The organism is Sphingobium sp. AS12 (genome assembly GCF_019097845.1).
GTDB lineage: Bacteria > Pseudomonadota > Alphaproteobacteria > Sphingomonadales > Sphingomonadaceae > Sphingobium.
Window position 1 is genome coordinate 202,522 of sequence record NZ_JAHRGM010000024.1, and the last position, 25,831, is coordinate 228,352.

The 25,831-nt window shown below is 63.0% G+C and carries 26 protein-coding genes; all 26 read left to right on the forward strand.

The features are described 5' to 3' along the window. Positions 1–4: 4 nt before the first annotated feature. The 26 genes from KRZ98_RS09935 to KRZ98_RS10060 all read left to right on the forward strand — a co-directional run bounded on the left by KRZ98_RS09935 (position 5) and on the right by KRZ98_RS10060 (position 25,823). A complete protein-coding gene (locus KRZ98_RS09935; protein ID WP_217673397.1) occupies positions 5–310 on the forward strand; it encodes a hypothetical protein in 306 nt (101 codons plus the stop codon). Continuing rightward, positions 307–960: a hypothetical protein gene (locus tag KRZ98_RS09940; RefSeq protein ID WP_217673398.1), complete on the forward strand. Its 654-nt coding sequence runs from the start codon at positions 307–309 to the stop codon at positions 958–960. Before KRZ98_RS09935 ends, KRZ98_RS09940 begins: the two co-directional genes overlap by 4 nt. Positions 961–1,014: 54 nt before the next feature. Continuing rightward, the gene (gene dnaG / locus KRZ98_RS09945) at positions 1,015–4,254 is read left to right on the forward strand and encodes a DNA primase (RefSeq protein ID WP_217673399.1); all 3,240 of its coding nucleotides are present in this window, start codon (positions 1,015–1,017) and stop codon (positions 4,252–4,254) included. A gap of 256 nt (positions 4,255–4,510) precedes the next feature. Further along, positions 4,511–4,954, forward strand: coding sequence for a hypothetical protein (locus tag KRZ98_RS09950; RefSeq protein ID WP_217673400.1), 444 nt, complete (start codon positions 4,511–4,513; stop codon positions 4,952–4,954). A 339-nt stretch (positions 4,955–5,293) separates the two neighbouring features. Next, a complete protein-coding gene (locus KRZ98_RS09955) occupies positions 5,294–5,887 on the forward strand; it encodes a hypothetical protein (protein ID WP_217673401.1) in 594 nt (197 codons plus the stop codon). Beyond that, entirely contained in the window at positions 5,826–7,949 is a 2,124-nt protein-coding gene (locus KRZ98_RS09960) for a terminase gpA endonuclease subunit (RefSeq protein ID WP_302849098.1), read from the forward strand. The genes KRZ98_RS09955 and KRZ98_RS09960 overlap by 62 nt, the downstream gene beginning before the upstream one ends. Further along, positions 7,950–8,162, forward strand: coding sequence for a hypothetical protein (locus KRZ98_RS09965; protein WP_217673403.1), 213 nt, complete (start codon positions 7,950–7,952; stop codon positions 8,160–8,162). After that, positions 8,159–9,661 carry a phage portal protein gene (locus tag KRZ98_RS09970; protein ID WP_217673404.1) on the forward strand — a complete coding sequence of 501 codons (1,503 nt, stop codon included), beginning with the start codon at positions 8,159–8,161 and terminating at the stop codon, positions 9,659–9,661. Before KRZ98_RS09965 ends, KRZ98_RS09970 begins: the two co-directional genes overlap by 4 nt. Next, positions 9,579–11,522: a prohead protease/major capsid protein fusion protein gene (locus KRZ98_RS09975; RefSeq protein WP_217673405.1), complete on the forward strand. Its 1,944-nt coding sequence runs from the start codon at positions 9,579–9,581 to the stop codon at positions 11,520–11,522. Before KRZ98_RS09970 ends, KRZ98_RS09975 begins: the two co-directional genes overlap by 83 nt. Before the next feature lie 72 nt (positions 11,523–11,594). Next, positions 11,595–12,044 carry a hypothetical protein gene (locus KRZ98_RS09980; protein ID WP_217673406.1) on the forward strand — a complete coding sequence of 150 codons (450 nt, stop codon included), beginning with the start codon at positions 11,595–11,597 and terminating at the stop codon, positions 12,042–12,044. 36 nt (positions 12,045–12,080) lie between these two features. Further along, positions 12,081–12,407, forward strand: a complete 327-nt coding sequence (locus KRZ98_RS09985; protein ID WP_217673407.1) for a DUF2190 family protein — start codon at positions 12,081–12,083, stop codon at positions 12,405–12,407. A gap of 18 nt (positions 12,408–12,425) precedes the next feature. Next, entirely contained in the window at positions 12,426–12,797 is a 372-nt protein-coding gene (locus KRZ98_RS09990; protein WP_217673408.1) for a hypothetical protein, read from the forward strand. Then, entirely contained in the window at positions 12,794–13,474 is a 681-nt protein-coding gene (locus tag KRZ98_RS09995; protein ID WP_217673409.1) for a DUF6441 family protein, read from the forward strand. Before KRZ98_RS09990 ends, KRZ98_RS09995 begins: the two co-directional genes overlap by 4 nt. 1 nt (position 13,475) lies before the next feature. Next, a complete protein-coding gene (locus KRZ98_RS10000; protein ID WP_217673410.1) occupies positions 13,476–13,913 on the forward strand; it encodes a hypothetical protein in 438 nt (145 codons plus the stop codon). 14 nt (positions 13,914–13,927) lie between these two features. Beyond that, positions 13,928–14,866: a phage tail tube protein gene (locus tag KRZ98_RS10005; RefSeq protein WP_217673411.1), complete on the forward strand. Its 939-nt coding sequence runs from the start codon at positions 13,928–13,930 to the stop codon at positions 14,864–14,866. 11 nt (positions 14,867–14,877) lie between these two features. After that, positions 14,878–15,219, forward strand: a complete 342-nt coding sequence (locus KRZ98_RS10010) for a hypothetical protein (RefSeq protein WP_217673412.1) — start codon at positions 14,878–14,880, stop codon at positions 15,217–15,219. Then, positions 15,219–15,773 (forward strand): hypothetical protein, encoded by a 555-nt coding sequence (locus KRZ98_RS10015; protein ID WP_217673413.1) that lies wholly within the window; start codon positions 15,219–15,221, stop codon positions 15,771–15,773. The genes KRZ98_RS10010 and KRZ98_RS10015 overlap by 1 nt, the downstream gene beginning before the upstream one ends. A 65-nt stretch (positions 15,774–15,838) precedes the next feature. After that, on the forward strand, positions 15,839–15,994 hold the full coding sequence (locus KRZ98_RS10020; protein WP_217673414.1) for a hypothetical protein: 156 nt from the start codon (positions 15,839–15,841) through the stop codon (positions 15,992–15,994). Beyond that, a complete protein-coding gene (locus KRZ98_RS10025) occupies positions 15,981–18,410 on the forward strand; it encodes a hypothetical protein (protein ID WP_217673415.1) in 2,430 nt (809 codons plus the stop codon). Before KRZ98_RS10020 ends, KRZ98_RS10025 begins: the two co-directional genes overlap by 14 nt. Then, a complete protein-coding gene (locus KRZ98_RS10030) occupies positions 18,407–19,003 on the forward strand; it encodes a hypothetical protein (RefSeq protein ID WP_217673416.1) in 597 nt (198 codons plus the stop codon). The genes KRZ98_RS10025 and KRZ98_RS10030 overlap by 4 nt, the downstream gene beginning before the upstream one ends. Then, a complete protein-coding gene (locus KRZ98_RS10035; RefSeq protein WP_217673417.1) occupies positions 19,003–19,476 on the forward strand; it encodes a hypothetical protein in 474 nt (157 codons plus the stop codon). Before KRZ98_RS10030 ends, KRZ98_RS10035 begins: the two co-directional genes overlap by 1 nt. 10 nt (positions 19,477–19,486) lie before the next feature. Further along, the gene (locus KRZ98_RS10040) at positions 19,487–20,110 is read left to right on the forward strand and encodes a hypothetical protein (protein WP_217673418.1); all 624 of its coding nucleotides are present in this window, start codon (positions 19,487–19,489) and stop codon (positions 20,108–20,110) included. 1 nt (position 20,111) lies between these two features. Continuing rightward, entirely contained in the window at positions 20,112–20,522 is a 411-nt protein-coding gene (locus KRZ98_RS10045) for a hypothetical protein (protein ID WP_217673419.1), read from the forward strand. Continuing rightward, on the forward strand, positions 20,515–22,866 hold the full coding sequence (locus KRZ98_RS10050; RefSeq protein ID WP_217673420.1) for a phage tail protein: 2,352 nt from the start codon (positions 20,515–20,517) through the stop codon (positions 22,864–22,866). The genes KRZ98_RS10045 and KRZ98_RS10050 overlap by 8 nt, the downstream gene beginning before the upstream one ends. Next, a complete protein-coding gene (locus KRZ98_RS10055; protein ID WP_217673421.1) occupies positions 22,866–23,366 on the forward strand; it encodes a hypothetical protein in 501 nt (166 codons plus the stop codon). Before KRZ98_RS10050 ends, KRZ98_RS10055 begins: the two co-directional genes overlap by 1 nt. A 24-nt stretch (positions 23,367–23,390) precedes the next feature. Next, a complete protein-coding gene (locus KRZ98_RS10060; RefSeq protein WP_217673422.1) occupies positions 23,391–25,823 on the forward strand; it encodes an SGNH/GDSL hydrolase family protein in 2,433 nt (810 codons plus the stop codon). Positions 25,824–25,831 lie beyond the last annotated feature (8 nt).

Below are 25,831 nucleotides of genomic sequence, written 5' to 3' on the forward strand. Positions count from 1 at the left end.
GGCGATGGAACAGGCACGCCAAATTCAGGAAATTATCGACAAGGCATCGGAAGCATATCGATCCTGTCCGGCCATTTTGCGCAATGCAGTTCTGCGCTCAGGTGTGGAATTCGTCCCGGCTCTTGATAGAATTGATGCGTCCAATGAACTGGCGCTGGCGGCTGCGGCTGCGGTTTCAGCTGGCATGTTCAACATGATCAGTTGCGAAATTCAGGATGCAGCTGCGGTGGCCGGTTTTCGCGCCGCCTATTTTCAACTGATCGCCCGCGCCATCGACAATATGGCGAAGCCCATAGGGTCGCTTCAATGACCGGCCTGTTTCCCGAACCGCCAATCGCGGCGGCGTCGCCCAAGGGGCTGGGCCGGATGATGACCGGCGGTGCCGGCAAGGTCGAGCGGCAGGGCAATGACTATTATCCCACGCCGCCCACGGTCACGCGCGCGCTGATCGCGGCGGAACGGCGGGCGCTGCGCGACGCGGTCGATCTGGAGCATCCGGTCTGGGAACCGTGCGGGCGCGGCGGCGCGATTGCGGTGGAGCTGGAGGCGGCGGGCTTCATGACGATCGCCACCGACCTGGTCGCCGATCCGGCGCACCGGGTGACCCAACAGAATCTGCTGACGTGCCGCCGCGCGCTGTCGCCGGTGGCGGTCACCAATCCGCCCTTTACGCTGGCGGGCGAGATGATCCGGCACCTGCTGGGCGATCTGGACTGTCGCTATGTCGCGCTGCTGCTCAAATCGACATTCTGGCACGCGGAAAAGCGTACCGGCCTTTGGCGCTGGCGACCGCCATCGCGCATCCATGCGCTCAATTGGCGGCCCGATTTCCTGGATGGCGGCGCGCCAACGATGGAGGTGATCTGGTGCGTGTGGGACGCCACCAGCGCCGGGCCGTGCCTGTACGACATACTGACGCCCTTTCGTGCGCCGGATCTTCTCGGCGACGCAGACCAGTAGGCCAGCATCACCGCATCGTTGTTGTTTTTTGCCTGATTTTCGGGGTGGGTTTTCGTGTCTCTATCAACTGCGTTCCTGGACGAAATCCGCGCCCGCACGACGCTGTCGGCGCTGATCGGCAAAACCGTCAAGCTGGAGCAGAAGGGCAAGGAGCATAAGGGCTGCTGCCCGTTCCACAGCGAGAAAACGCCCAGTTTCACGGTCAATGACGACAAGTTATTCTATCATTGTTTCGGCTGTGGCGCGCATGGCGACGCGATCAGCTGGCTGACGATCCATGACGGCATGGATTTCATGGATGCGGTCAAGCAACTGGCGCAGGCCGCCGGGCTGGACATGCCGGCACAGTCGCCAGAGCAGGCGGCACGGGCGCGGCGGGCGGCGCATGTCAGCGATGTGCTGGGCGAGGCGGCGGACTATTTCGCGCGGTCGCTGGAGCCTGCCGGGGCGATCATGGAAGCGCTGGCGGCGCGCGGCGTCGATGATGCGGCGATCGCGCGCTTCGGCATCGGCTACGCCCCGGCGCGCGGATCAATCGCCGCGATCGGCCTTGCGGTCGACCAGCTGATCGCCGCGGGGCTGATCGTCGAAGGGGATGATGGCCGGCGCGACCAGTTCCGCAACCGCATCATGGTGCCGATCCATGACGGACGGGGGCGGCCGATCGGCTTTGGCGGGCGCGCGATCGGGGAGAATATCCCCAAATATCTGAACAGCGCGCAGTCCGACCATTTCGACAAGGGCCGGGTGCTGTTCAACCTGCATCGCGCGGCACCGGCGTCACGCGCGGCCAAACGGCTGTTCCTGGTCGAGGGCTATTTCGACGTCATTGCGCTGGACCAGGCGGGCATCAGCGAAGCGGTCGCGCCCATGGGGACCGCGATTACGCCTGAGCAGCTGGAGCGCGCCTGGCGCGTGCATCATTGCCCGGTGCTGCTGCTGGACGGGGACGCGGCAGGGCGCAAAGCGGCCGAGCGGGCCTGTGTGCGCGCGCTGCCGCTGATCGGGCCGGGGCGGTCGCTGAAAATCGCGATGCTTCCGGAGGGTTCCGACCCGGACGATCTGGTGCGGGCGTGCGGTCGCGCGGCGATCGACGAACTGGTCGAGGCGGCGCTGTCGCTGTCCAGCTATATCTGGTCCGGGGTACTGGCCGCCGGTGACCGCGCCACGCCGGAAGGCAGGGCCGCGATCTGGGCGGATCTGGCCGGGCTGGCCGCCACAGTGCTGCACGAAGAGACGCGGGCGCAATATCTGGCCTATTGGCGTCGGCTGTTCGACGAAGAATTCCCCCCCGCACCCCTGTGGGTGGTGGAGGATCAAAAGCTTCCGGTTGGAAGCGTGGAAGCGCTCTTCTGCGACCAGACGGCGGCGGTGCAGGAAAGGCTGCGCGCGTCGGCTCTGGCGCGGCTTCCCGGCGCGATTGCGGCGGCGATCGACAAGCCCGGACGGGATGCCGAGACGGTGGGCCTGTTCGCCTGGGGCATGGGGCGGCGCGTCGGTGCTGGGCTGCTGGACCGGGACGTGGCAGACGACGCGATCGGCCAAGTGTCGGCCGATGTCGAGGGTATCAACCCTGACGCTCTGGACAAGAGTTTCGACGCGGGCGTGGCGCGCGGCTTCGATGTCGCGCCGATGCTGCTGGACATGCGGTGTGCCGGATTCCAGCGCACCGACCTGGGCAATGCCGAGCGGTTCCATGCGCGCTATGGCGGGGCGTTCCGCTTCACCACGGCCAAGGGCTGGCTGGGGTGGGACGGGCGGCGCTGGAAGGTGCTGGACCAGGACAAGGATACGCTGCCGGCGGAAGTGCAGGCCGCCGTGTTCGACACGGTGCGGGCGATCCAGCGGGAAAGCGCGTTCGTCGCGGCGTCGGGCTTTGTCGAGCCGGATGAGGATTTGCCGCTGGAGGGCAAGCCGCCGCTGGTGCTGGTGCTCCGCTGGCAGCTGCATCGCGAGACCGGGGAGCGGGCATCGGCGATGGACCGCGTGATCGAGCTGAAGAGCAGCGGGCCGGTAATCCTGTCCGAACAGATTGCCAAATGGGGCCGCGCGTCGGAGGCGTCGGGCAAGCTCGGCTGCATCGCGGGCCTCGCCAAGCGATGGGTTACCGCGCCTATCGAGGATTTCGACCGCGATCCGCTGGCGATCAACGTGCTGAACGGCACGTTGCGCTTCGTGCGCGACAAGAAGAATGGCGCGACCGTGGCGCTGGAGCCGCACCGGCGCGAGGATCTGAACACCAAACTGGCACCGGTGGACTATGACGCGACGGCGCAGTCGCCCATCTATGACGGCTTTCTGGCCTGGGCGCAGCCTGACCCGGCCATGCGGCGATACCTGCACCAATGGGCGGGCTATAGCGCCAGTGGCGACATATCGGAGCAAAAGCTGCATTTTTGGTATGGGCTGGGCGCGAATGGCAAGTCCACCACGATCGACCTGTGGGCGCATGTCGTGGGCGATTATAGCGGCACGATCGGCATCGAGACGTTCCTGGACCAGGGCATCAAGAAGCGCGGGGAGCAGGCTTCGCCGGATCTGGCGCGCCTTGGCGGTGTGCGGATGTTGCGCGCGTCGGAACCGGAACGCGGGGCGAAGCTGAATGAAGCGCTGATCAAGGCCGCGACAGGCGGGGAGCCGATGGCGGTGCGCGCGCTGCATCGTGGATTCTTCGACCTGATGCCGCTGTTCAAGCTGACGATCGGCGGCAATTACAAGCCGGACATTCCCGGCACCGACGAAGGCATATGGCGGCGCATGAAGCTGGTGCCGTGGAACGCCCATGTCGCCGATGCCGATCGGGACGAAGAGTTGCCCGCCAAGCTGCGGGCGGAAGCTGCCGGCGTGCTGAACCATATCGTCGCTGGCATGATCGACTGGCTGGACCATGGGCTGATCGAGCCGGATGCGGTGCGGGAGGCCACGGCCGAATATCGCGACAGCAGCGACCCGCTCGGCCGCTTCCTGCGCCTGTGCACCGAGGCGGACCCGCAAGGGCGCATCCAGTCGTCGCGGCTCTACGACGTGTTCGTGGCGTGGTGCAAGGCGGCGGGCGAACGGGAGTGGAGCCAGAAGGGCTTCAGCAAGGCGATGGCCGACAAGGGGTTCAGCAAGAAGCAGAGCGACGGGATGCAGTGGCTGGGTATGCGCCTGGTCCGCGAGGTGGCCGACTTTGTCGATGAGCATGGAAAGGTGCGGTCGGAGATGGGTGCGCGGCCTGACGCTGTGCTGGGCATGGCGGATGATGGGGAGCCGCCGCCCGGCATTGGCGACGACTATGTGCCCGACTTCTGATCGGCGGCGGTGCGCTAGGTTCAAAATGCTTCCGGTCTGGAAGGGTGGTGGAAGCTTCATCGGAAGGGAGAAAGCGCGGATTTCTGCGCCTTTGGAAGGGTTGGAAGGGTTTTCGCTATGTTGTCGTCACACATGCGTGCGCGCACATGCGCAGGCGCGATGAAAATATACATATATCCTTCCAATCCTTCCAAAGCTTCCAAATAGAAGAAAATAGATAGTTAAATCAGTGATTTATAGGTCGGAAGGGTTGAACATGATGGTTCCGGTGGCGGAAGGGTCGATTTTCTGGAGCTTTGCCGATGTCGAGGCGCGTCTGGTCGAGGCGATGCAGTTCCAGTGGCGGACGGAAAGCGGGACGTGGGGCTTTGCCAGCGATGGGCCGTGGCACCTGATCGTGCGGGACTGGTGGGACTGGGCCGCGCATGAGGATAAGCCGGTGCCGCGCATCCCTCTGTCGCGGGAGCAGATGGCGCGGATGGAAGAGGCGTCGGGATGGCTGGCGCTGGCACCCGAGCGGGACCGCAGGCTGGTGGTGCTGGCCGTCACGGCGCTGGCAGCGGGCCGCAAGGTGGTGCCGTGGCGGGCGCTGCTGCGGCCCATGGGCATGGCGCGCGGCGCTGATGGCTTGCGGATGCGCTACGGGCGCGCAGTGACCTGCATTTGTGCATCGCTGAACGCCGCAGAAACGCGCGTATAGACACGGCACAAGGGGTAGAATGTTGCCATCACGAAATATAGTTTGTTCGCCTTTTCGGCAAAATCGGCTAGTTGGGAACTACGCTGGTGACGGACCTATGTTCGGGGCAAGCGCGACGACCTCTCCTGACCTTGCAGCACCCCGCATGGCCCTTGCCCTGCGGGGTACTGCCGTTTTGGAGGGGCGGGCATGCACCGACGTGGCGGGCGGATGGCACCCCCTCCCCCTTTGGGTCCTTCCTGGCCCAGAGACAAGTACGGGGGACGAAGTGGTTGTGTTTGACAGCGCGCCATATTTTTCAATCGGTTACTCTTGTTCTTTCGGTTTCGGTCGTGCGCCATGCTAGGTAACCTTGCCGACCTTGCCGCCACGGGGCTGGCGTCTGAGCCGACCTTGCGGAAGTGGCTGAAGGAACAGCCCGATTGCGACTGGCTGAAAAAGCGCGGGTCGAACGGCGACGCCTATGAAATCGACATTCCCGGCGCGATCGCGGCGTGGAAGGCGAAAGAGGGCGATAAGGCGGAAGTCGAGCGACAGAAGTCCGAAGCGCTGGGCCAGCTGGCCCTGGAGCTGGGTCTTGTCGCACCGGCAGGGCCGACATTGTCGATCGCGGACCGCAAGGCGCTGGTCGATGAAGAGATTTCAGCGATGAAGCTGGCACATCTGCGCAAGGAACTGGTGCCGGTGGTGTCGGTCGATGGTGCGGTGGGCGACATATTGGCGCGCTATGCCCAACGGGCGGCAACTTTCAGCGCGCGACTTGCCAAGAAGATCGACCTGACCCGCGAGCAACTGGTGGCGATCGAGGCGTTGCGCGCTGCGGACCAGAACTGGTTTGCCGATCAGATGGAGAATTGGGGTAAGGATATTGTTGACCGGCGCGACGATCCCGCCGCCGCGCTGGAGGCTCCCGCCCCCAACGACGGGCGGTGATATACTGCGCCGACAGGCGCATAACGTCCGCCCGAAACTGAAAACGACTGTCAGTTGCTGGGCGATCGTACATCGCGGTTACGATCCGACGACGCTGCCATGGCAGCCGGAAATCATGGATTGCCTATCCGACGCGGAAGTCGCGGAAGTGGGCATGATCAAGCCATCGCAGTGCGGCGGCACGGAAATCGGACTGGCCTGGATGGGTTGGATCATCGACACGGACCCGTCCGATTCGCTGGTCTGCCAGCCCGACCAGGCGATGGCCGGGATATTTTCCAAGACGCGGCTCAATCCGCTGATCGACGAAACGCCGGCGGTCAAACAGAAGCTGATGCCGTCGCCTGATGCCAATGCCATCCACCTGAAACTGTTCCGGGGCATGTCGCTAGCGTCGGTGTGGCCAGTGCCAGCGCAGTTCACCCAGCGTCCTGTGCGCTATGGCTGGCTGGACGATTACGACCAGTATGATGAAGATATCGGATCGTCGAAGGATAAAGGCGGTCAGGGATCGGGGATCGGCCTGCTGGAAGGGCGCGGCACATCGCATGAAGGCCGCGAAAAGAAGTTCATATCATCGTCCCCGGCGCGGGAAGATGGTGGCGGCGTCGAGGCGTTCGTGGCGGAAGGTACGGATGAACGCATCCATCCTGTCTGCCCGTCCTGCGGCGAACGCTGGGAAATCGACATATTGCGCGATTTGCAGTTTGATCGCACCGGCACCGCCGATGACGCCGAACGTACTGCGCATGTCCTTTGCGGGACCGGCAACGGTTGTGTGCTGACGCCGCAGGACAGGCGCTCGGTACTCGACAGCCTGATCGACCTGCCGAACAGGGGTTTCGTCGCTGCCAATCCGGCGGCCAGCAAAAGGAGGCGGACGTTCCGGGTCGATGGGCTGATGGCTCTGACCAGCTGGCCCCGCCTGGCGCGGATCTGGCGCGCGGCCCAGATTGCCTGGGAGACGCGGCAGGATGAAAGCGACCTGCGGACGTTCATCAATACCAAGGCGGGCAAGAATTACCGGTCTCAGGCCAGCGGCGAAAAGCCGATCGCGGTCGACGTGCTGAAGAATCGGCGGCGGGCGGGTTGGAAGCTAGGCACGGTGCCGCGCGGCCCCATGGTCGTCAATATCGTCATCGACGTTCAACATGACCGGTTCGAGGGTGGCGCGGTCGGTTATGGCAAAGATGGCGAACGCTGGCTGATCGACCGATTTGCGATCGACGTGCTGGACGATGGGCTGACCCAGGTGTCGCCCTTCATCCATCACGAGCATTGGAAGGTACTGCTGCCGCTGTTCGACCGCAAATATCCCCTCGCGGAAATGGGCGCAGACGGCAAGCCGGTCGGCTATGCACCCATACTGTCGGTCACGATCGACACGGGCGGCAGCGACCAGAAAGGCGACCAGGCCACGGCTGGAGCTAAATGGTTCTATAATGCAGCGCGGGCGCTGGGGGTTCATGCATCGCGCATTACGCTGGTCAAGGGCGGGTCGAACCCGAAGGGCAAGTTGATGCCACCCGGCGAGTTTGCCGACCAGAAGGCAAAGGGCGGTGCGCGCCGCGGTAGTGCGCGTTTGTGGATACCCAATGTCCATAAGATCAAGAATATGATCGACGCAAAGCTGCGCCGTGACGTGCCAGGGCCGGGCTATATCCATCTGCCCGAGAATCTGGACGATGACCATGTCGATGAATTGACGGCGGAAGAGCTGAAGAAGGGCAAATGGGTCAAGCTGCGGCCACGAAATGAGACGCTGGATATTCTTGTCTATGGCGAAGCGGCGATCCTGAAGCCGCCCTTTGCCCAGTCACGCACCGACATGCGGTGGGTGCCGAAGAATTACCGCATCATCTGGCCTACCGATGACGTGGGCCTTCTTCCCCCGCCACCAGCAAATGATGCAGCGGTGAACAAGCCGCAATCGGCAAAAGTGCAGGCAACGGTTCCCCCTCACGAGGGCGCTGCACGCCCTGCCGGGAGGGCAGCGCTGCCGGTAGCGAAACGCGATTGGTTGCCAGCCCGGCGATCTGATTGGTTACAACGGAGACGATAGATGGCCTTCACCCGTGCCGATCTGGACAAGATCGATCAGGTGTTGCTGGATCCAACGAAGAAGGTAACTTTTTCTGACGGCCGCAGCAGCGAAAAACACAGCCTGGACGAATTGCGCCGGCTGCGCGCCGAAATGAAGGCGGAAATCACGGCCGACGAAAGCCGCGCGTTGCCGAAGAAAGGCTTTACCATCGGCAGGATGCCGCGCCGGTGAACATCATCGACCGCGCCATCGCGTTCGTATCGCCATCGCGGGCGCTGCAACGGAGCGTCCAGCGGACGCAGCTGGCGCGTGCGGAGCAGGTGCGGTCGGTCCAGACACGGAAACAGAAGCGGCGCGGCGACAGCTGGTCGATCAATGATCCGAACGCACGCACCGTCCAGACGGCGACCGGGGTCATGTCGATCGTCGACCGACAGAGGCTGCGCCGCATCTTTCGCCTGAACCCGTTCGCGCGGAAGATGAAGGCCAACCTGCTGAACAATCTGGTTGCCTACGGCATTACGGCCACCCCCAAGGGGTCGAAGAAGCTGCAAAGCGCCTGGCGCGAATGGATCGCGAACGCTGATCATGATGGCGTGCAAGACCTTTACGGGCTCCAGGAACTGGTGACCTGGACCATGTTGCAGGACGGCGAAGTGTTCATCGTCCGCAGGCTGGTAGCGGGGGCCGGGCATCCGCTGCGTCTTCAGGTGCTGAAGGTCGAACAGCTTGACGGCACGGTCGCCGGCACGAACGTCCGCGACGGGATCGAATGGGGCGAGGAAGGCAAGCCTGCCTTCTATCATTTTCGCAGTTCCCTGGATCCCATGTTCAAGTCGGGAAGCGACCGCATTCCGGCGGCCGACGTAATCCACCTGTTCCGACGGGAAGATCCGGGCCAGTGGCGCGGGCGCAGCCACTTCGAGTCCGTTATCGAAGGGCTGGACGATGTTGACGACTATCTGGAGGCGGAGGGCGTTCGCAAGAAGCTGGAAAGCTGCTTTGCGGCATTCGTCGAAACATCGCCGGATGCGGAAAATGTGGCTGTGGGCGACCGCGACGGGGATGTAGACGGCCGATCCGGCCAGCCCTTCGAATCCCTCTATCCGGGAATGATCAGCTACCTTGATCAGGGGCAGACGGTGACATTCGGCGAACCAAAAGCGGCGGGGGGTTTCTCCGACTTCATGCGCTGGGGAAGCCTGCGCGTCGCTGCCGGCGGGGAAGTCACCTATGAAGGCATGACCGGCGACCTGTCGAACGTCAATTTTTCCAGCTTCAAGGCCGGATCAAACGAGTTCGAGACCGGCATGGGTCGCATCCAGTGGCTGACGATCATCCCGCAATTCTGTGTCCGCGTCGTCAATTGGTGGCTTGAAGCGGCCTATGCGACGGGCCGGATCGGGCCGCGCGACCTGCGCGCGGAGTTCAAGCACACGCCGCCGCGCGTGAAAACGATCGATCGCGCCGGGGACGCAAAGGCCGCGCTGCTGGAAATGCAGGCCGGCATCGAAAGCCGCCGCAACCTGATCGCGGAACGCGGCAACGATCATGATGAACTGATGGATGAGATCGCCGCCGACCGCGATGCGAACGCCAAGCGCCTCATCGCCTTCATGGGTGACCCCAAAACGCCAGGAGCGAAAAATGCCACAGACACAGGTCAATCCGGCGCAGACGGTAGCGCCAATGATGTATCGGGCGGCGGCGACTCAACCGTCGTCGTATGATGAAGCGGACAACAGCATAGAAATCTGCTGGACCACGGGAGCCGCCGGCCTCCGCTTCGACTGGTGGGACGGCGAATATTATATCGAGGAGTTGAGCCTCGATCGCTCTGCCGTCCGCCTTGACCGACTGAACAATGGCGCGTGCCTGCTGGACAGCCATAACGACTATACGCTGCGGAGCGTGCTGGGATCCGTGGTTCCCGGATCAGTCAAGATCGGCGAGGGTCAGGGCGTCGCGCGGGTCCGCCTCGCAAAAACGCCAGACGTGGCTGACACGAATCAGAAGATCATCGACGGCCATATCCGCAGCGTCAGCGTCGGATACATGGTCCACACCTATCTGCGTACCGAAAAGCAGGGCGAAAAGCCCCACATGCTTGCGACCGATTGGGAGCCGATCGAGCTTTCCATGGTGGCGGTGCCCTTCGATGCCGGCGCGCAGGTGCGCGCCCGGAAAGCCGAGCAGGGCGGCCATCCCTGCATCATTCGCGGTGCGCCCGCGACAATCGAGGAAGTTGATATGCCCGAACCGATCGCCCCGGCGCCGGCGCCCGCACCCGCGCCCGTGACCATTCCCGAATCCGACGTGCGCGCCGGCGAAGTCACGCTGAAGCGCATGATGGACCTGTTCGGCCGCTCTAGCCTTAGCCCGGAGCAGCGCACCGCGATCCTGTCGCGGCACGCCGAAACCCCGATGACGGAAGAGCAGCTGACCGACGCCATCACCGACGCCTATGTAGCCGATCGCGCCCAGCCCCAAATCACCGGAACTATCACCATCAGCGCGGACGAGCAGGACAAGTACCGCAATGCGATGCGTGGTGCGTTCGTGGTGCGCATGGCCAACAGCTTCGAAACGCCCGCCGACGGCGGTGAACTGTTCGGTCACATGGGTACGCTGGAAATCGCCCGCCAGTATCTGGAGCGATCGGGCGTCCGCACCGCCACAATGTCGCCCTATCAGCTGTGCCAGGAAGCACTTGGCTTCCGCCATGGCGCGATGACGACCAGCGACTTTGCCATCGCTCTGCAGCAGGCGGGCAATCTGGTCATCATGACGGAATATGAGGCGGCTACCGAAAACTGGAAGCTGTTGTCCAAGGAAACCAGCGCCAATGACTTCCGGCCTACGCCGATCGTTGGCCTGGTCGGCGCTGCCGAATTCCAGATCGTCGCAGAGAATGGGGAATATACCTACGGTTCTTTCCAGGACATCGGCGACAGCTACAAGTTGTGGACCGCTGGCAAGATCTATTCGCTTTCGAGGCAGTTGATCATCAATGACCAGCTGGGGCTGTTCAGCGATATCTCTTCCAAGCTCGGTACTGGCGCAGCGCTGCATGAAGCGAATGCCGCGTGGGCCAATATCATTGGCAATCCGATCCTGTCAGACGGCTATGCGTTGTTTTCTTCGCAACATGGCAACCTTGCCGGCGCAGGCGCGGCCATCACGACCGGCAGCCTTGGCGTAGCACGCGCCGCGATGCGCAAGCAGAAGGATCGCGATGGCGTTACCGTCATCAACCTGGTGCCGAAATATCTTGTCGTAGGTCCCGACAAGGAGACGGAAGCAGAAGGCGTGCTGACTGCTGTCGCCGCTACTACCAGTGGCAACGTCAACCTGTTCGCGAACAAGCTGACGTTGGTCGTAGAACCGCGCATCACCGACAATCGCTGGATGCTCTTCGCCGAGCCATCCCGCGCACCGGTGGTGCAGCACGCCTATCTGAAGGGCCAGCGGGGCGTTTACACCGAGACCCGCGTAGGCTTCGAAGTCGATGGCGTCGAATATAAGGGGCGCACCGACTTCAATGCCAAGGCGATCGACTATCGCGGCGCATATATGAACCCCGGCGCCTGATCTGCGCATCATCACAGCATTTCGACAGGGCGGCTTTGGCCGCCCTTGTCGCTTCCGGAAAGGTAGAATCCCATGAAGATCGTAGCACTTGAGCGGACGGCCATGATCAACGGCCTTCCCAAGGGGCCGAACGATGGCCCGCAGACCGTGACCAATGCCCTGGCAAAGCATCTGGTCGATAACGGCGACGTGCTGGAAGAAAATGTGCTCGACGCGGAGATCGACAATCCAGCGGAAGAGCCTGCGGACGATGAAGCCTTTGCAGGCAAAGCGTTCGACCGGGCCGTCGACAAGGCGGTCAAGGCCAAGCTGCGCGACCTGCGCGCCGACTATGACAAGCAGCTCGCCGACGCGTTCAGTCGGCAGAAGGCGGAGGGCGACGCGGCACTTGAAGCCGAAATGACCCGAATCCTTGAGGACGGCGAACGCCAGCTGGCCGAAGCACTGGAGGCGCAGACGGCGGAGCAGGATGCCGCCTTTGAACAGCGCGTCGCTGAAGCCGTAAAGGCAGCGGCCAACTAAGGCCTCTCCTCCCTTCCCAATCGAAAGGCAAAGACCATGAAGAACTATATTCAGGCCGGCGTCAATGTCGACTGCATCGCACCCTATGCCGTTGCCTCGGGCGCTGGTTTCCTCGACGGCGCGGAATTCGCCGTCGCGTCCACCGATGCCGCGCTAGGCGCGCCTGTGGTGGGCGTTACGAGGGGCATGTTCACGCTGCCCAAAGCGGCGGTTACCGTCGTCCGCAAAACGATCGCCTATTGGGACAATACCGCGAAGGTGGTCACCAACGTCGCAAGCGGCAACACCAAGATCGGTATCTTTCAGGCGGCGGCAGCGTCGAACGTCGCTTCCGTCGCCGTGAAGCTGATCCCGACGATCTGACGCTTGGGGCTAAAAGCCATGACATCCATCCAGATGCCCGATCCGTTCGCTTCGGCGCTGGACGCCATATTTACGGCTCCTGGCTCCGAAGTGGCGGAACACACCTCCATTTTCGGGGTGCAGACATCTGGTGTCCGCATCATCAGGTCGCGCAACGACCAGATGATGCGGCTCGGCGATGCGCCCATCATCACGGGCACGCACCTTATTGAAGTCCGCAAATCCCAGCTGCCGGACCTGCGCGAAGGCGATACGATCATCGTCGGGCAGATCGGAGAAGATGATATCTTCACGCCGGTGGAGGAACTGGTTTTGACCGGGGAACCCGTGGGAGATACCGAGAATTTGACATGGACAATCGGCGCAGAGCCGATTGACGCGTCCCGTTGAGGATCAGCGCTGAATATCGGCCCGGTTCGCTCACCAAGATGCTTGACGTCATCGAGGGCGAGATCGCCGATGATGTCACCCAGATCATGCGCGAAGAGACGCGTGATCTCACCATGGATTACCGCCAACAGGTTCGTGACGCGGGCATGGGCAATCGCCTCGCCAACACATGGCGCGCGGAAGTCTATCCGAAGGGTGGTCGGTCCCTCAACCCGGCGGGCTATATCTGGTCGAATGCGCCAGCCATCATCGACGCGTTTGCGCGGGGCGCACATATTCGCCCGGTCAACGGCGCGAAGTGGCTGTGGATACCGACCCGCAACGTTCCCGCCCGACGTCGCGGCGGCACATATGCTTCATCGGTCAAGCGCTCCAATGGAACGCGGATGTCGCCCGAAGAGGTCGAAATGCATTTCAATGCGGAGCTTCAGGTCGTGATCGAGGGTAGCAAGGGATCGGCTTTCATCGACGTCGTTTCGGGACTGTCCGGGGGCTATCGCCGCGCGACGCCGGGCAGGACGCAGGGGCGGCGTGGCATGGCACCGCGCAAGCAGAAGGCGGTGCTGATGTTCAATCTGGTGCGCGGCGTGCGGATGCCACGGCTGTTCGATCTGGACGGGCCGGCACAAAAGCGCGCCGCCAATGTCGCGCGGCGCATCGCGGCCAAGTGGGGCTGATATGGCGAAGAGCTTTGAGGTGGATCAGGCGGTCTCCAATCTGATCCGCCTGGCGGTTCCCGACTATCTCATCATCTCGCTCGACGATGATGGTGGCGATCGGCCTCGGCGCATAGATCCGCGCGGCACGGTATGGCTGCGTGACGGCGAGCTGGCCGAGCCGGATATCGACCTGTCGCCGCCGACCTATCATTACACGCACCGCATCCCGGTGGAGATCGCTGCCTATACGTCGTCCGAGCCGCTGCGGCTGGTGCTGGACAGGATGGCGACCATGATCGCGACCCCAATCAAGGCGGACCGCTTTCTGGGCGGCCTGGTCAATTATATCGATGTCACCGCGCTGGATCTGGTGAACATCAATGTCGCCGGCGGGCAGACGCAAAAAGGCGGGATGTTCGACATCGTCGCCACCTATTCGACGGAAAATCCACTTTAACACAGGAGTTTGCCATGGGCTTTGGCATGGGCATCAATGCTGTGCTGCACGCGGTCGAGGAAGCGACTTATGGCATCACACCCGCCAGCGGCTTCAAGAAGATACCGTTCGTCAGTCATTCCATGGGCGAGGAACGCCCCCTGATCGAAGATGATCTGCTCGGCTATGGTCGGGAAGGCCTTGATCCAACCTATGACGTCGCCACCAACGACGGCGATATTGTCGTACCTGTCGATACCGACGCCTTCGGCTTCTGGCTCAAAGGCATGTTCGGCGCGCCGGCGACGACCGGCAGTGGCACATTCACCCATGTTTTCCAGTCCGGTGCGGCCGTTCTGCCAAGCCGATCGTTGGAAATCGGCAGCCCGGAAGTCCCGTCCTTTTCCGTGAATTACGGGGCGGTGTGTAATCAGATGCGCATTGCCATGTCGCGGTCGGGCATGCTGAACGCCACAATGTCGCTTATCGCCCAGGGTGAAACCGCGCCTGTTTCGACGTCGGTCGCCGGGACGATCGCTGGCTTGCTGGGTTCAAGATTCGCCCAGGCGACCGGCGTCATCAAGCGCGATGGCACCGCACTGGGTAATGTCGTCTCGGCCGACCTTTCTGTCTCCAACAGTCTGGATAAGGTCGAGGTCATCAAGTCCGATGGACGTATTGGCGGGGTCGTGCCGGGGGTGGTGCAGGCGAGCCTGCGTTTCACCGCCCGCTTTGATAGCGTCGATCTATTGGCGCTGGCCACCAGCGGGGTTCCCGTCAATCTCGATGAGATCGGATGGGTAAAAGGCCCGGCCAGCCTCAAGTTTGCCCTGCCTCGCGTCTTTTTGCCGCGCACCAAGCGGATCATCAACGGGCCGGGTGGCATCATGGCAGAGTTCAATTGCCAGGCGGCCGCGCTGGTCGGTGCGCACAAGGTGACCGCCACCCTGATCAACAGCCAGTCCAGCTATTAAGGAGCGCTGTCATGACTAAAGCCAAATCTGCCCCGCCATCTGACGCGGTGCTGGCCGATATTGCCGCGCCACTTGTGGTCGAAGCGCCCGACGTCGCGGAGGAAGCGCCGCCCTCCTATGTGAAGATCGGGGTCACACCGCCATCTGTCTGCGGGAAGGTGCGCGTCATTGATGTCGAGACCGGCAAGCGCATCGAAAAGGTGATCGAGGCCGACGCTGAAACCGGCAAGCTCTTGCGCTTCGCCGTCGAAGGCGGCGCACTCGTGCGTGATGGCGACCACTTCCAGACGATCGAGGAAGAACGCCCCATCCGGATCGAATGGGCGACCGGCAATCAGAAAGACAGTTTCTGATGCTGAACCTTGACGCGGAAAAGCAAGCGCTGGAGCCGTGGTGGTTTACAGATCAGGCGGCGGCTGGCGACCTGCCTGCGGTCGAGGTGCGCTTTGTCCCGATCGGGCGTGTCGCGCTGCGCAACGCCCGTCGGGCCGCCGCCGCCGCGATCGGCAGCGCCCTGCCCGACGATGACGATGCGCCCCTGCCGACAGACCTGATCGAGCAGGCAGGCGACATATTGTCCGAAAGCCTGCTGATAGCGGGCATCGACGACTGGCGCGGTGTGGGCGACAGCGATGGCAATCCGGTCACGGTGACGCCCGAACGCCTCGCTATATTCCTGGCCGACCCGATCCGCTTCGAGCGACTCGACGAAGCCTATGTCCGCCCGTTCGTCATGAAGGAACTGGAAAAAAACGGATCATCGCCCTTGCCGAATGGCATTTCAGCGGGGGCGACGCAGGAAGTGGATATTGCCAATCGGTCTGCCAGGCGCAGCGGCAGGGCCGATGTGAAGCGGACCCGGAAAAAGGCCGTCAAAAAAGCTGCCCCTATCGCGAAAACGAACTGAGAACCGACGCCGCGGTCTCCGTCTGGGACGTGATATCGGGCTGCGGCCGCCAGCTTCGCGCTGGCATGGGCCCACCCTATGGCCTCGATTTCGGGGCCGTCCTGGCGATGGGGGCAGCCCAACATGCCGACATGCCCCTGCTCGCGCAGGTTCTGCCGCCGATCGAGCGCATCCTGCTCGACCAAATGACCGAGGATAGACCGGACAATGACAGCGCCTAAAGTCGCCATCCGTCTCGGGACGGAGGGCAAGGAAGATGTGAAGCGCGATGCGCGCGAAGTGGGCGAAGCTTGGGAAGCGTCCGCAAACCGGGCTGTCCGGGCCTATGACAAGGCTGCCACCGACTTTGAATCTGCCGATCGGCGGAGGGCTGCCGCTGCGCAAAAGATAGCCGCGATCATGCCGCAGACGGCGGTGCAGATGCGGATCAACGATGCGGTCGGGACCGGATCCAGTTTGCAGGAAGGGTCTGCCCGCGCGTCGGCCGCCGCCTTTCGCGAATTGTTCGCTGAGCAGGAACGGCTGACGGCCGGCGCGGCGGCATTGCGTGCGCAGATCGATCCGACCTGGGTGGCGCAGCAGCGCTTCAACAATGAAATCGCGCAGGCACGCACGTTGGTGGCGGCGGGCGCCATCACACTCGATGAATATTGTGGTAAGCTGCGTATTGAGCAGGGACTGCTTAACGAGGTCAGCGGGCACCACGGGCGCGTCATCACCTCAACCGGCGCGATGCGCGCCGGCGCGCAGCAGATGTCCTATCAGCTTAACGATATGGTCACGATGTGGAGTATGCAGGCTCCGGTCATGCAGATATTCACCAGTCAGGCCGGGCAGGTTATTCAGTCCATTCAGTTGATGGCGGGCGAAAGCAAGGGTTTCATCGGCTGGCTGGGCGGACCATGGGGCATGGCACTCACAACGGCGGGCATCGTGCTCGCCACGCTGGCTGGGCACTATCTTAGCAATGATGAGGCCGCCAAGAAGGCGGAGTCATCTGCAAAAGCCTTTGGCGACCGCCAGTCCGACATCGCCAATTTCATCGACACCACCACGGGTGCGCTGAAGGAACAGAACCGGACCCTCGTTCTGAACGCGATCCTGACCCGCCAGGCGCAGGTAGCGGCCAATGAAAAGGCGATTACGGAAAGCCGGAACAAGGTCTTTTCTATCGCCGGGAATGCGCGCCGCGATGTCGCCGGCAACCCCCAGTCGTGGGACCCGGACGTCGCCAATGTGCAGCGTGTCCTGGACACTGATGTGCAAAGCGCCCTCCGTGCCTCTGGAGGCGATATCGATAAGCTTTCCACCAGCATTGCTAATCTGGCGCGCACCAGTCGGCCAGACCTGAAGGGTCTGGCGCTGGAGATAACCGGCATTGGCGGACAGGCGGTCGTGGCGGCGCGTGAAAACAAGGATCTTGCAAAAGAACTACGAGCGCTGAATGGCGATACGGCAGCCTTGCTCAAAACCGACACCAGCATGATCGAAGCCCGCGCAAAACTGGCTGGCGCGACGTCGGCGGCGGACCGCGCTCAGGCGCAATATACTATCACGGTCCGTGAGATGCGGGCGGCCTATGAGGCTAGCAACAAGGATGCGTCGGCCCAGAAAGTCCTTCTGGAGGGACTAGCTTCGGCCGAGCGAAGCCTGAATTCCGCCAGGGACAGTGGCAAAGCGAGCCGTGCAGGCGCCGTAGCGGCGCGAAAAGAAGAGCGCGAAGCTGAGCGGGAGCGTGAAGCGGCTCTCCGCAAAATACTGGCTCTGGAAAAAGAGCGGTTTGGCTGGCTCAACAGTCAGAATGTTGGCGGCGGCTCACGCGACGCTTTGAACGCTCAGGGCGAAAAACTGGCGGACCGGCAAAAATTCTTCAAGACCGCCAATGACGATATCAGCGCCGGGACCGTGCTGCTCAATCTTGAATGGGAAATGCGAGGCAAGAGCCGCCGGGAGATCGAGGCGGCCGTGGAAGTGCGGCGCTATCAGCTGGACCTGGAGCGGGAGGGCCGCGACCTGACCGCTGAACAGGTCGACGTGCTGGTGAAGGCGAAGGCCGCGCAGATCGCCTTCACCAATGCTCTGGATGACAGCAACGGGCGGTTGATGGCGATGCGGGACATCGGGTCCAATGTCGTCGATACGGTGCTGAATCCCAGCAACTGGAGCAGCTGGAAGAATGTGGCGATGAGCGCCATCAACGATGTGGTGTCAGCCATGTGGAAACTGGCGGTCATCAACCCGATCCAGAATCAAATCAGCGGCGGCAACCTGCCCACGATCGGCAGCCTGTTCGGGCTGCTTGGTGGCGGGCGGGCGAAAAATGGCGGATCGGCAATCGGCAACATGTACACCCCTGCCGGGGCCATGCTGGTCGGCGAAAACGGGCCGGAAATCGTGAACATGCCGCGCGGCGCGCAGGTGATGACGGCCAGCGACACGCGCCGGGCCATGGCCAGCAATGACAACGGCTTGCAGATCCGCGTCATCAAGGGCGACCTGTTCGATGTCGAGATCAGCCGTATCAGCACCGGCGTCAGCGCTCAGGTTGTCAGCGCGGCTGCCCCCATCATCGCGTCGGGTGCCAGCAACGGCGCGCAACAGGCAGTGTCCAGGCGCAACAGCCGGAGGCTTGCATGATCGAACTGTCCGCCAGCGACCTGCCCGCATCGGTCACGCCCGCCTTCGTCGATGTCGGCGGGACGGTGCGCGGCGCGACGAATGCGGTGGGCGTCCGTATTGACCGACCCGGCGGTCATTATCGCGCCGCGATCAGCATCGGGATAGGGACTGCTGCCCAACGATCCGCGCTGATTGCCGATCTGGTGCGCGGCAAGCAGGAAGGGCTGCGCACGGCCTACCCTTTGCAGGGCGTCGATCAGAGCGGTTCGGGCACACCCGTGATCGATGGTGCGGACCAGGCGGGGCGCGTCCTGTCGCTGCGCGGCCTGACGCCCGGCTATGATCTGGCCAAGGGGTTCTGGATGTCGATCGAGGATTCGACCGGCCAGCATTATCTGCACAATGTGTTTGTCGGCGGCATCGTGGCGGGCGACGGCAAGGTGACGATCACTTTGGGCGAACATCTGCGCATCCCGTTCGCCGATGGCGCGGCGGTGCATCTGGACCAGCCCATGATCGAGGGCGACATCGCGGGCAATGAGCAGAGCTGGCAGCTGTCACGCGGCAACCGGGTGACCGGCATACAGTTCACGATCGAGGAAATGGCCTGATGGAAAAGCCGGATAGAATGCACATTGAGCGAGAATTCGCATCCCAGAACGCGGAGGCGACGGCGCGGCTGAGCTATTCGATCGGCTTCGCGCAAAGCGGTTTACAGGCGCTCACCCTGATCAACGGGGGCGCGCTAGTGGCCTTGTTCAGCTTCGTGGCTTCGTCCAGTGCCGTGACGTTCGATCTTGCGACACTCTGGTGGGCCTTTGGCTTCTTCGCTGCAGGTCTGGTCTTTAATATTTGCGCCTATCTCGGCGCGCACCTCTCTCAGGACCGCTTTTATATAATGGCGCAGTATCTCGCCTGGAACGCCCAGGATGAGATGGCCGATAAGGCCGCAAGCCATGACCCCATCCCTTCGTACAAATCAGGGTCCATCGCGCAAATAGCGGCGATCCTGTGCGCCATATTGGCATTGGCAGCGTTCATCGCGGGCTGCGGCTTCGCCCTGAGCGGCGTGGCACCGAAGTAGGCGCCCATCCATGCGGCATGTGCGGCTGAGCGGCCTCCTGAAGCTGGAACTGCGGGACGGGCGGACGATCCGCCTATGCGATGGCGGCTGGGTGCCATGGGCGTCGGAAAAGTTCATCGCGCGCGATCCGACCTTTGGCATCATCGGGTCGATGGAGGCATTTGAAGAAGGGGTCGGCGACGAAGTCCCGGCTTTTTCCCTGACCTTCCTGCCCGCCAGCACCGCCGCCGCCGTCGATCTGGCCGCGCCGGGGATGCAGGGGTCGCGGCTGCGGCTGTGGATCGCGGAGCTGGACGATTTGACCGGCCAGATCATCGGCACGCCCGACCAGCAGTTTGATGGCCAGATGGATCAGGTCAGACTGGTTACTGGTCTGCGCAAGCGCGAACTGCCGATGACTTTCGTTCCGCGCGGTGAGCGCTTCTTTAATTCGAACGACGGCAACAGCCTGTCGTCGGCCTTCCACAAGTCCGTCTTTCCCGGCGAGCTGGGCGAGGACAATGCGACCGGGCTGACGTCCGCCGTCGCGTGGGGCACCGAGGCCCAGCCCGGCTCCAATGGCGCGGCATCGGTTGTCTATCCCAGCGCTGGCTGGTCCAACTACGCTAACATGGTGAGGACGCAACTTGCCTGAAATGACACGCCGCGTAGAGGCGACCCGCAAAACGCTGAGCAAATATGCGCGCCCCTTCAGCTGGCGCGGGCGCGCGACCTGCATCCATATGGCACGGACGCAGATGCGCAACATGGGTCATCGTCCTCCATCGATCCCTGATTTCCGTTCGGCGCTTGGCGCGCGCACGGCGCTGTCGAAGGCCGGGTTTGTCGACATCGCCGCGCTGTTCGACAGTCTGTTGCCGCGCATCAGCCCCGCCCAGATGTGGGTCGGCGACCTGGCGCTGTTGCCCGGCGACGACCTGTTCGATTCGATCTGCATCAGCGACACGGTCGGCAAGCTGGTAGGTTGGCATCAGGATGATCCAAGCGGGGTCAAACCGCAGCTTGTCCTGTCCCTCGATCATGTGATCGGAGCGTGGCGTGTCTAAGACCCTTCGCACTGTCGCGGTCATAGCGGGCGCTGTAGCGCTGGTCGCGGCAACCGGCGGTGCCGCACTAGCGGCACTCGCGCCTGCTGGCATGGCAGGGACGGCCACTCTGGCGGGCATCTCTGCTGCGACACTCGCCACGGTCGCGACTGTCGCATCGGTGGCGTCAACCCTCGCCTCGATCGGCGCGCAACTGACGGCCAAGAAGCCGCCGGCGCGCGGGACCATCAACCAGGTCATCATCGCAGCGGAGCCGGTGTCGCCCTGTATCATTGGGCGAACCTATAGCGGCGGGGTTTTGCGGCACGATGTCGGCTATGGCCCGACACTCAAGAAGGTGAAGAACCCCTATCGGGGCATGGTGCTGGTCTATTCGGTCGCCGGTCCCATCGAAGAATTTGAAGGGCTGTATCTCGATTTTCAGCCGGTCAGTTTCAGCGGAACGGCGGCGACCGGCTATTATGCCAGCTACCTTTATCGCGATTTTCGGCTGGGTCTGGCCAGCGAAACTGCGCTGACCCCGTTCTGGGCCGGGATGCCCAACTGGACCAGCGCGCATAAGCTGTCAGGCAAGGCGGCGGTGCTCTGGAACCTGAAATTCGACAAGGATGCCAAGCGATATGCCAGCGGTGTGCCGATCCAGGGCGCTGTGTGCAGGGGCGTCAAATGCTATGATCCGCGCAAAGATGACACCTATCCGGGTGGGGTAGGATCGCACCACTGGGCCGATCCGGGTGATACGGCGGCGTTCGATGCAGCTAAACTGACATGGGAGTGGTCTGAATGCCCTGGCTTGCAAAGCCTCAAATATGCGCTGGGTTCATGGGCAAGAGATGAGGATGATCCGGATGCCAAATATGAGAAGGTTTTCGGCGTCGGGCTTCCGCCCGACGGCATCATCGTACAGGATTTCGTTACCCTGTCGAACATCTGCGACGCGAACGGGTGGAAGGTCGGCGGCGTCGTCTATGAACCGGGCGATCGATGGGCCAATCTGAAGCGCATCCTGGAGGCGGGCGCGGCGGAGCCGATGTGGCGCGGCGGCAAGTTGGGGCTGCGCTTCAATGCGCCCCGCCTCTCCCTCCATACGTTAACTGCCGACGATCTGGCCGATGAGGATGTCGACGCCACCGCACAGCAGACATGGGCTGCCCGCTTGAACGGCATTCGCCCGAAATATCGGTCGGAGGCGAACAAGTGGGAATATGTTCAATCGGACCTTGTCAGCATTGCCAGCTATCTGACCGAAGATGGCGAGGAAAAGATCGAAGAGCAGCAATATGACCTGATCCAGCAGAAGAACCAGGCGGCGCAGATCGCTGCGTATAAATTGCTGAACGGCCGCGAGCTTGCGCCGATCGTCGTCCCCTGCAAACCCCACATGCGCCATTTCGGGCCGGGTGACATGCTGACACTGGATCTGCCGGACCATGGACTGGGCGGCATCGACGCCATCATCCTGAAGCGGCAGATCGATCCGGCGCGAATGGTCGTCACCTTCACCTTCATGTCGGAAAGCGAAGGCAAGCATGATTTCGCGCTGGGTCGCACCGGCACCGCGCCACCGACCCCGGCGCTGACCACGGGCGAGGATCGCGACGATATCGCGACGGAGATCGTCCGCGGCGCAGACGGTTTTTCGGTTGCGCCGTCCAGCTGGGTGCGGGCGATCAGTTGCACCTATGCCGGCACACCCAAGACGGGGCAGTTCCCGCTCAGTGCGGCCTATTATGTGTATCAGGGGTCCGAAGATATCAGCGAGGATGCGCTGACGACCTTCAGCCTGACGACGACGAACTGCGTGGCGGCGCTGGGCGGCGCCAATGACCGGGTGCTGACGATCGACGCCATGTCGGCCGATCGCGCGTCTGCGCAGGTGACAATCAGCCATGACGGCACGGTGGTGTCCGTTGCGAGCGTCAATCTGACCAAGGTGCGCGATGGCGGTTCGGTCAACAGCGCGACCGATTCGACGCTGTCTGTCAACAGCAGCGGTTCCTATGGCGCGGTCAGTGGCGGGCCGCTGACCCTGAATGTCGGGCCGGATGGGACGATCCAGGTCGATGTGAATCTCAATTATGGGGCAAGCAGCGGCACCGGCGCGCTGGCGGGCAAGATCCAGTATCGCACGACGCCGGGCAGCGGTTCGTGGACCGACATGGCGGCCGAGGAAAGCGATCCCTATGGCGCGACGGTCGGCGAGCCTTCCAGCCTCACTTTGTCCGCGTCGATCGCCGGGCCATCGTCGGCTGCGGACTGGGAGTTCCAGCTGCTCACCCGGCGGTCATCCGGGACCGGCACGCTGGTGGCGCTGGATGGCGCGATGACGGTCGGGTGGAGTTGATGGGACGCCCGACCCACCGCCTGAAGGCGGACGGATCGCTGGTCTTTCCACAAGGCTATGCGCCCGGCGACATCGAAGTTCTGCCGGCAGACTATTACGAGGCAAGCGATCTGGTTGCGGTGGAGGCCGGGCTTCTGGCCGAGGTCGATCGTAGGCGGGAGGCGTTGCGGTCAGCGGTGATGACGCAGGGCGTGGGCCAGTCCTACGCCTATGCCCAGAAGGCGTCGGAAGTTTATGACTATCGCAATATCGTCGGCACCCTGCTCACGGCGCTGACGATGCCGCAAAAGACGGCGCGATATCCGTTCGCCATGGCCGAAGCGACGGCGACCGGCGACACGCTGGCGGTTGTCATTGCCCGCTTCGAGGCAGGAATGGCGACCTCCCGCATTCGGATCGCCGCGGTTGAAGCGGTCGCCACAAAGGCCAAGCGGGCGATCCGCGCGGCGGCAACGGTGACGGCAAAGCAGGCCGCCTTTGCGGCGACAGACTGGACCTAGACTTCTTTCATTGAGGTGAATCTGATGACCCTGGCGGGCCTTTCCCCCGCCGGTGCGCTGATCGTGCGCGCCGGCGAACCCTTTGCGTTGCAGGTCGGCTATGTCGATGAAGCGGACGCATTGCAGGACCTGACCGGTCGCCTGTTTGCGCTCGCGATCCGCTATACCGACCAGACAGTGCCATTTCTGACGATCGACGCGGAACTGGACGGGCTGGCAGTCACTGCGGTGGCGCTGGGGACGGCCGAACAGGCCAGCCTGATCTATGCGGCGGGCCTCACCCGGTCTCTGTCCTATGATTTCATGGAACTGACGGGTGGGGCGACGGCAAGCCGGTTGACCGAGCGGGTGGCGGTGCAGCCGGGGTCGGACATCCCTGGCGATGTCGTCCCGCAATATATGGACCTGCCAATGTTGAGCGTGACGGTAGCGGCGCAGCGCAAGCTGGTCGTCGAGCGCGGTCGTCCCGGATTCGGCGCGGAACGCCGTCTGTATGACGCGGGCCTGATCGACGAGCCAACCACCGAGAAGATGGACGAGCGCTATCTTCAGGCAGGGGCCGAAGGCGCACGGCCGTTCGCCGACGCGGCGGAGGCGGCGCGCAACGTGGCGATCGAGAAGAGCGAGAGCGCGCAGCTGAGCGCCGAAAGCGCCAGCGGCGATGCAGACCGTGCAGAGATGGCCGCGCTCCAGGCGGTGATAGCTGGCCCCTATGCGACGATCGCCGAAGGTTTGGCCGCCACCGCAGATGGTGAAGCGTTCACGGTTTTCGGTGCCGGCAATGTCTATGCGACGTCCTACGTCAATCAGGCCGGATCGGCGGTGGAAATCGGCTCCTATCCCAGCAAAGCATCCGTTGATGCGGCGCTGGTGGCCAGTGCGGCATTGCTTCGCACAGACGGCGCGGGCGATCGTGATTTGCCGATGCATCGCTTCGCCACGGCAGTGGGCGCTGTGTTCGCACTGCTTTATGGCAATGGGCTGTCCCTGCCCGGTGTGGCGCTGAATGCGCCGCCCCTTGGCAAGATCGTTCACCCCGACGCGCCGGCGCAATCCTCGCTCAGTCCGCTCGGCTGCGTCCGCTTCCTGTTCGATGATCAGGGCGCTTTGATGCCCGGCGGCGCGCGCTGGCGCGGCTATGGCGACGGTGTCAAGATCCTGAAGCGCGGCGGCGGGGTGGCTTTCAAAGCCAAATCCGGTGAAGGCGCACAGATTGCCGACTGGCAGTTTCGCGAGATCACGGACGCAGCATTCCGTGTGATCAACCCGCTTGGCTGCGTCATCTATTCCTCGGCGACAGCGATAGCTGCCCCGGACGCGCCGGATATCGCGCCCCTCATTGGCGGCGATCTCGCGCTTGTATCCGACCGCAGGCTGGCGCTGCATGTCGGGTCACTGTTCAAGGTCCGCCGCGATGATGCGCCAGCAATCGTCACGATCGCAAATCTGAGCGGCGCCTATTCTGTCACCGCTTCGGACGGCACGATCCTGCTGGACCCCGCGCGACTGAGCGGTCAGACGACGCTGGCCATTCGTCGCAAGGACAGCGGCAGCGGTATCTCCCGCATACTGACCGCGCGCGTAAAGTCGGTTCCTGTCGCAGGGTTGCCCGCCATCAATGGCCTGTTCCTGGGCGACAGCATCACGAATCGGCAGACCGCGCAAAAGTGCAATGCGCTGCTGGCCGGGTGGGGATATGCGCCGAACTGGATTGGCACGATCAATGGCGCAGGCACGTCTGACAGCAACGATGCCACAGGCCCGCTCGGCGAGGGGCGTGAAGGTTGGGCGCTTTCCGACTTCCTTGGCACCAAACAGGATGCCGATTGGACCAGCGTTGTCGCGCCGGGTGCGGAGGCGGCATATCTTGCCCTGAGCAAGGCGAACAAGCGCCTCGCCAATCCCTTCCTCAACCCTGACACTGGCGCAGGTTCTGCCGCGCCGATCGTCACGGTAGGCGGCACCAATTACCGCTTCGACCTTGGCCATTATTTGTCCCGCTTCAGTCTCGCCACGCCTGGCCTGTTCGTCCTCAATCTTGGCATGAACGACATGCTGGAGGAGGATGAAGCAACCGCATTGACGCAGGTTGCCAGCGGCTACGGCTATCTGGTTGACGAAATCCGCCGTGTCGCGCCGACCGCTAAAATCCTGATCTGGGCAACGACCATGCCGCGTGGCCCCTATGGCGATCTCTACTGGTCGCGCTGGGCCAATATCCTTGCCGCTGTCGAGCAATTCGTGCGCGCGCGCGTGGCAGGTGGCGACACAAATATCCGGCTCTGCTCGGCGTGGGCGCATCAATCGCAAGAGGCTGGATGGCTCCAGACCCTTGGCGCGGTCGATGCCGCAACCGGCTTTGCGCCATACGAGCTGACCGAACCGGTCCACCCTCTCAATGGCGGACGTGACCAACATTCCGAGCCGCTCGCCGCGGCCATCGCCAACTTCTTTTGAAAGGATAG